The sequence below is a fragment of the Polaromonas sp. P1_G4 genome (genome assembly GCF_056405475.1).
This window is the reverse complement of sequence record NZ_JBFUCA010000303.1, coordinates 1-5,220: the sequence shown is the minus strand read 5'-3', so window position 1 is coordinate 5,220 and position 5,220 is coordinate 1. Positions and strand designations below refer to the sequence as shown.

Annotated in this window: 5 protein-coding genes; 2 read left to right on the top strand and 3 right to left on the bottom strand. The window is 62.9% G+C overall.

What is annotated here, in order from left to right; genetic code table 11:
• Positions 1–1,908: two-partner secretion domain-containing protein (locus AC1D1X_RS15025; RefSeq protein ID WP_477698564.1), on the bottom strand; the 1,908-nt coding region annotated here is incomplete at its 3' end.
• A 303-nt stretch (positions 1,909–2,211) separates the two neighbouring features.
• On the bottom strand, positions 2,212–3,138 hold the full coding sequence (locus AC1D1X_RS15020) for an NAD-dependent epimerase/dehydratase family protein (protein WP_477669661.1): 927 nt from the start codon (positions 3,136–3,138) through the stop codon (positions 2,212–2,214).
• 60 nt (positions 3,139–3,198) lie between these two features.
• Between AC1D1X_RS15020 and AC1D1X_RS15015 the strand changes: the two genes are divergently transcribed.
• A complete protein-coding gene (locus AC1D1X_RS15015; protein ID WP_477698563.1) occupies positions 3,199–4,251 on the top strand; it encodes a CDP-6-deoxy-delta-3,4-glucoseen reductase in 1,053 nt (350 codons plus the stop codon).
• A 94-nt stretch (positions 4,252–4,345) separates the two neighbouring features.
• Here AC1D1X_RS15015 and AC1D1X_RS15010 read toward each other — a convergent pair whose 3' ends face one another.
• Entirely contained in the window at positions 4,346–4,708 is a 363-nt protein-coding gene (locus AC1D1X_RS15010; RefSeq protein ID WP_477698562.1) for a hypothetical protein, read from the bottom strand.
• A 236-nt stretch (positions 4,709–4,944) separates the two neighbouring features.
• On the opposite strand from AC1D1X_RS15010, the gene AC1D1X_RS15005 reads away from it, so the two are divergent.
• A partial coding sequence (locus AC1D1X_RS15005) for a Bug family tripartite tricarboxylate transporter substrate binding protein (protein ID WP_477698565.1) occupies positions 4,945–5,220 on the top strand: 276 nt, incomplete at its 3' end.

Here is a 5,220-nt window from a genome sequence, read left to right as displayed (position 1 = left end):
GGCGTGGCTGTTGCGGATTACGCCCTGGCTGGTCCCCACCAGCCCACCAGCCTCGGATCCGGAGCCGGTCACTGAGGTGCTGGCGTAGCTGTTAGTGATATTGCCAGAGCTCCACCCGGCCAACGCGCCGACTTTGGTTTGGCCCGTGACGCTRCCGCCGGCCAAGCCCARATTGTTGATTCGCCCCGAAGCGCCTACATAGCCGAGCAGACCGACGTAGGTGGCGGTGGGCCGGTTGATAGTGAGGCCGGAAATGGTGTGGCCCAAACCGTCCAGGATGCCACTGAAYTGCGCCAGGTTGTTGCCCAGCGGTTCGAATCCACTGCCGCCGTTCCAAGCGCTGGTTGGCGAGGCGTCGATGTCAGCGCCCAGTGCGTAGCGACCGTTGAGATTGCCGCTCATGCCCTGTAAATCTGTGCCGCTGGTGCTGGTTGCGGTACCCAGGTCAGTGATCACCGTATAGGCGACGGGGGTACCGTTGCTGCCTTGCTTGGTGCTGAAATTGTTGCCTGCCGGCAAATTGATCTTCGCGCCGTTGTTGACGTTGTAGGAGTTGGTGATTCCATTGGTATTGCCCTGGCCGTATTCCAGCGCCAGCTTGCCGGTGCCCGATGCGTTGAGGTTGGCATTGATGTTGATGTTGTTCTGCGCGTTGAGCGTCAGCTGGTTGACGCTCCAGCTCACCACGTTGTTGACGTTGACATCGCCCGCCGTGCCCGTGTTCCCGCTGCTGCTCTGGATGACGACGTTGCCTGAGGCCAGGTTGGCACTCAGGGCCGCACCCGTGATGTTCCCGCCTGCAGCGGCGATGGTGAAGTCCACAGGATCGATCAGCCAGGTGCCGCTTTGGCCCGCGGGGGCCGCCGTGGTGATCCGGGCGCCGTCGGCAATGTTCACCTGCGCGCCCGAGGTTTCCACAAAGCCGCCGTTGCCGCCGTTGGGCGCCGAAGCGTCCAGCGTGCCCGCAATGTTGGCAGTGCCGGCGGCCATGCCGCCCAGCAGGATGATGGTGCCGCTGCGGTTTTCCACGGTGCGCGCCTGGATCACCCCGGTGTTGTTGACTGCGCTGGCCAGCAGGGAATCCTTGGCACCGGCGCTCATCAGCGCCTGCCCGCCGTCAGCCAGAATCAACCCGCCGTTCTCGGCCAGGCTGTTGAGAACGCTCTGGTCCACCTCGATCTTGAGCAGCTGGTTGCCCTGGAAGGTCAAAGTAGCCGCGCTGCCTGCCGCCAGCGCCACGCTGCCCTGCGGAGCGCTGATGCTGCCCTGGTTGCGCACGGTATTGCCGACCAGTGCAACGTAGCCGCCCGTGGCAGCATTGATGCGGCCCTGGTTGACCACACTGCCTGCGCCTGCGCCGCTGAAGCTGCGCTTTCCGCTGCTCAGGTCCGCATCCTTGACATCCAGTGTCGACGCCACCAGCCCGCCCACATTGACCTGGGCGCCGGCGCCAAACAGGATGCCGTTGGGGTTGATCAGGAAGACCTGCCCATTGGCATTGAGCTGGCCCAGGATCTGGCTGCCGTGGGTGTCCATGATGCGGTTGACCGCGATCGCGCTGGCCGAAGGCTGCACGAAGTTGACGCTTTCCTGCGCGCCTACGTTAAAGCTCTTCCAGGTCAGCGAAGCGTTCTGGCTGGATTGATTGATGGTGGTGGCGGAGCCGCTCTGCGAGATGCTGGCCGCGCCCGAAGTGACCTGGCCGTCTACCGGGCCGGCCTGCGCTGTTGCTGCTCCCAGCAGCAAAACGGCCGTTACGGGCTTGCGCAGGGTCCATCTGCCCGCGGCGCTATCGGCCATCCGTCCCAGTGCATCAAAAAACGGCGGCGCCGCGGTGGGTACGCGTTGACCGATGTTTGTTACAAATTGCGCTGCCGTACGCGCATTTTTCGAACTTTTTTTGTGCATTTTTCACATCCCGCGAGTCCCCTTGCGTCAGCCGATTGCAAGATAGAGGCACTCGAAGTGATGGTATTCACAAAGGAAACCCGGCACATCGGGTTAAAAAAAGTTCTTTTTGCAGTTAATAGAAACGTGCTCCAGGCCGACCACGTTAGTTTCAATTTGTTACCGCTTTGGTTGTAACATTCGACCGCAGTACCGTTGCCAAAAAAAGACACCTAAAATGAGAAAACGGGCTGCCATGGTGGCAACCCGTTCATTTCAGGCGGTCAATGGCATTTATTGCGTTGCACCGCGCGGCTGGCTCGCTCACTGATCGCGCAGGCCAATTGCTACTGTCGGGTAGTGCAAACGAAGCCGCAGCTCCTGCTTCAGGCGGGTGTTGTCCAGCCGGCGCGACTCGCTCATGAAGCTCAGCAGCATCAGCGGCAACTCTTCCTGTGCCGTGCCCCGTGCCAGGCGCGGCGGCCGCGGCAGACCGTAGAGGTCCGCCGCTAGGTCGAAATAGTCGCCCATCTTCAGCTGCGTATCGTCACTGACGTTGCTGGCGCGCTGGGGCTTGCCGCGCCACAGCGCCGCCAGGCAGGCACGGGCCAGGTCGTCGGCGTGGATATGGTTGGTGTAGACGTCGTCTTCGGCACGCAGTACAGGTGTGCCCTTGAGCAACCTGCCACGCGGCGTACCGCCTTCGCGGTCGGACGCATAGATGCCCGGGATGCGCAGCAGGTGCACGCGGGTGCCGGTGGCCCGGCCAAAAAGCCGCAGATGCGCCTCGGCATGCACACGCCGCTGGGCACGCGGTGTGTGGGGCTTCAATGGCCGCGTTTCGCGCACCCATTCGCCGCCGCAGTCGCCATACACCCCGCTGGTGGAGCCATACACCAGCGACTGCGGCAGGCTGCGCAGGCGCAGGGCGCGCAGCAGTGCCAGCGTACGTGGGTCCGTACGCCAGTCGGGCTGGTCGCCGGGTGGCGGCGCCAGATGCACCACCCGCGTAGCCAGCCCGGCCAAGCGCCGCAGGGAGGCGCCGTCGTCCAGGTTGCCCAGCAGCGGTGTGATGCCTTGCGCGCGCAAAGCCGGGAAACGCTGCGGTGACGACGTCAGGGCGATGCGCCGGACATTGCGCGGCAGCAGGCGGGCTACGCGCAGGCCGACATCGCCGCAACCGGCAATCAAAACCCGCTCGCGGCGGAAACGGAAAGGCAGCGCGCCTAGGGGGTTCAGGTTTGAGGGCAAAATTGGGGTTGCTGGAAAAAGCCAGCCAGGTCGAGAACAGATACCGCAAGGATACCGAATATGAGCTTTAACGTGACCGTGCAACCCAGTGGCCGGACATTCATCGCCGAGGCGGATGAACCGCTGCTGGCAGCCGCCATTCGCCAGGGGATTGGCCTGCCCTACGGCTGCAAGGATGGCGCCTGCGGCTCCTGCAAGTCAAAAAAACTGGAAGGCAGCGTCCTCCATGGCGCGCACCAGGTCAAGGCCATGTCACCCGAGGAAGAGGCGAACGGCTTCATCCTGACCTGCAGCGCCAGGGCGACGAGTGATATCGTCCTCGAATCACGCCACGTCACGGATGAAAGCGCCTTCCCGGTCAAGAAGATGCCGGTGCGCATCAACAGCCTGGCCAAGGCCTCACACGACGTCATGGTGGTGCGCCTGCAATTGCCGGCCAGCGATGTGTTCAAGTACCACGCTGGCCAATATGTGGAGTTTTTGCTGCGCGACGGCGACCGCCGGGCGTATTCAATGGGCAATGCCCCGCACACCCAGGCCGACAACCCGGGCGTCGAGCTGCACATTCGCCACATGCCGGGCGGCAAGTTCACCGAGCACGTGTTCGGCCCCATGAAAGAAAAGGAAATCCTGCGCATCGAAGGCCCCTTCGGCAGCTTTTACCTGCGCGAAGACAGCGACAAACCCATGGTGCTGCTGGCATCGGGCACCGGCTTTGCGCCCATCAAGGCGCTGATCRAGCATCTGCAACACAAGGGCATCACGCGCCCGGCCGTGTTGTACTGGGGCGGCCGCCGCCCGGCCGATTTGTACATGGACGAATGGGTCAAGGCCAAGGCTGCGGAAATGCCGAATTTGCGTTATGTCCCGGTGATTTCCAACGCGCTGCCTGAAGACAACTGGACGGGGCGCACCGGCTTTGTCCACCAGGCCGTGCTGGAAGATTTTTCCGACCTGTCGGGCTATCAGGTGTATGCCTGCGGCGCGCCCATCGTGGTGGACTCAGCCAAGGCCGCCTACACGGCTGCGGGTCTGCCGGAGGACGAGTTTTATGCCGACTCTTTTGTGACCGAAAAAGAGAAAGCCCAGGCGACCGTGCCCGCGGAAACCTGAGCGGACACCTGGACAAAAAAAGCCCCGGCTGATCCGTCAGCCGGGGCTTTTTTATGTGCGGATTAAGCGCTGCGGCTACCTACCATGCGAACGCTCAGCCAGCCTTGCCGGGTGCAACCTGCCGGTCGTGCTTCTGGCGGCGGATGGCGGCGCTGGCGCGGTTTTCTTCACGCTTTAGCTTGCGGCGCTCGGCCTGTGTGACTTTGCCGTCGGATTTGGCGGCCAGCTTGTCGGACTCAATTTTCGTCTCGCGCTTATCGAGTTTGGCGGTCTCCTTGGAAGTCAACGCACCGGAGGTGACGCCCTGGTCAATACGTTTTTCCTGGTTGGACTGGCGMTGGTCGACGCGCGGCGTGGCCAGCGGGTCTTTGGGGGTCGCGGGAGCGGCAGGCGCCTGCGCAAAGGCTGCGCCACCAGCAACCAGGGCGAGGGCGGCGACAAGGGTGTTGATCTTCATGGGGTTTCCTTGAGGTGGGGGTTGAGAAAACATGAAGCAGGCGCCTCATGAACCTCCAACGCGGCGCGGCCCCCGAACAGCCATGTCCGGTATGTAAAGATCCCGTAACGGCATGCATCAGGCTCTGCCCCAAGGCGTGGCCAACTTTTTGCAACAATAGGGACATGAACATTCGACCTTCCCTCACCCAGCCTTCCCTGCTCGGCAAATGCCTGGGCGCCCTTTTCATTGCAGGCATGGCGCTGTCAGCCCCTCTGGCACACGCCCAGCCCAAAGTCATGCGCATCATCGTGCCCTATGCAGCCGGCGGCCCGATTGACGTGACGGCCCGCCTGATGGCCGAACGCGTCAAGGACACGCTGGGCCCGGTCATCATTGAAAACAAGCCCGGCGGCGGCGGCAACATTGGTGTCGACGCCATCGCCAAGGCGCAACCCGACGGCATGACGATCGGCATTTCCGCTGTCGCCACCCACGCCATCAATCCCTGGCTTTACAGCAGGATGCCGTAC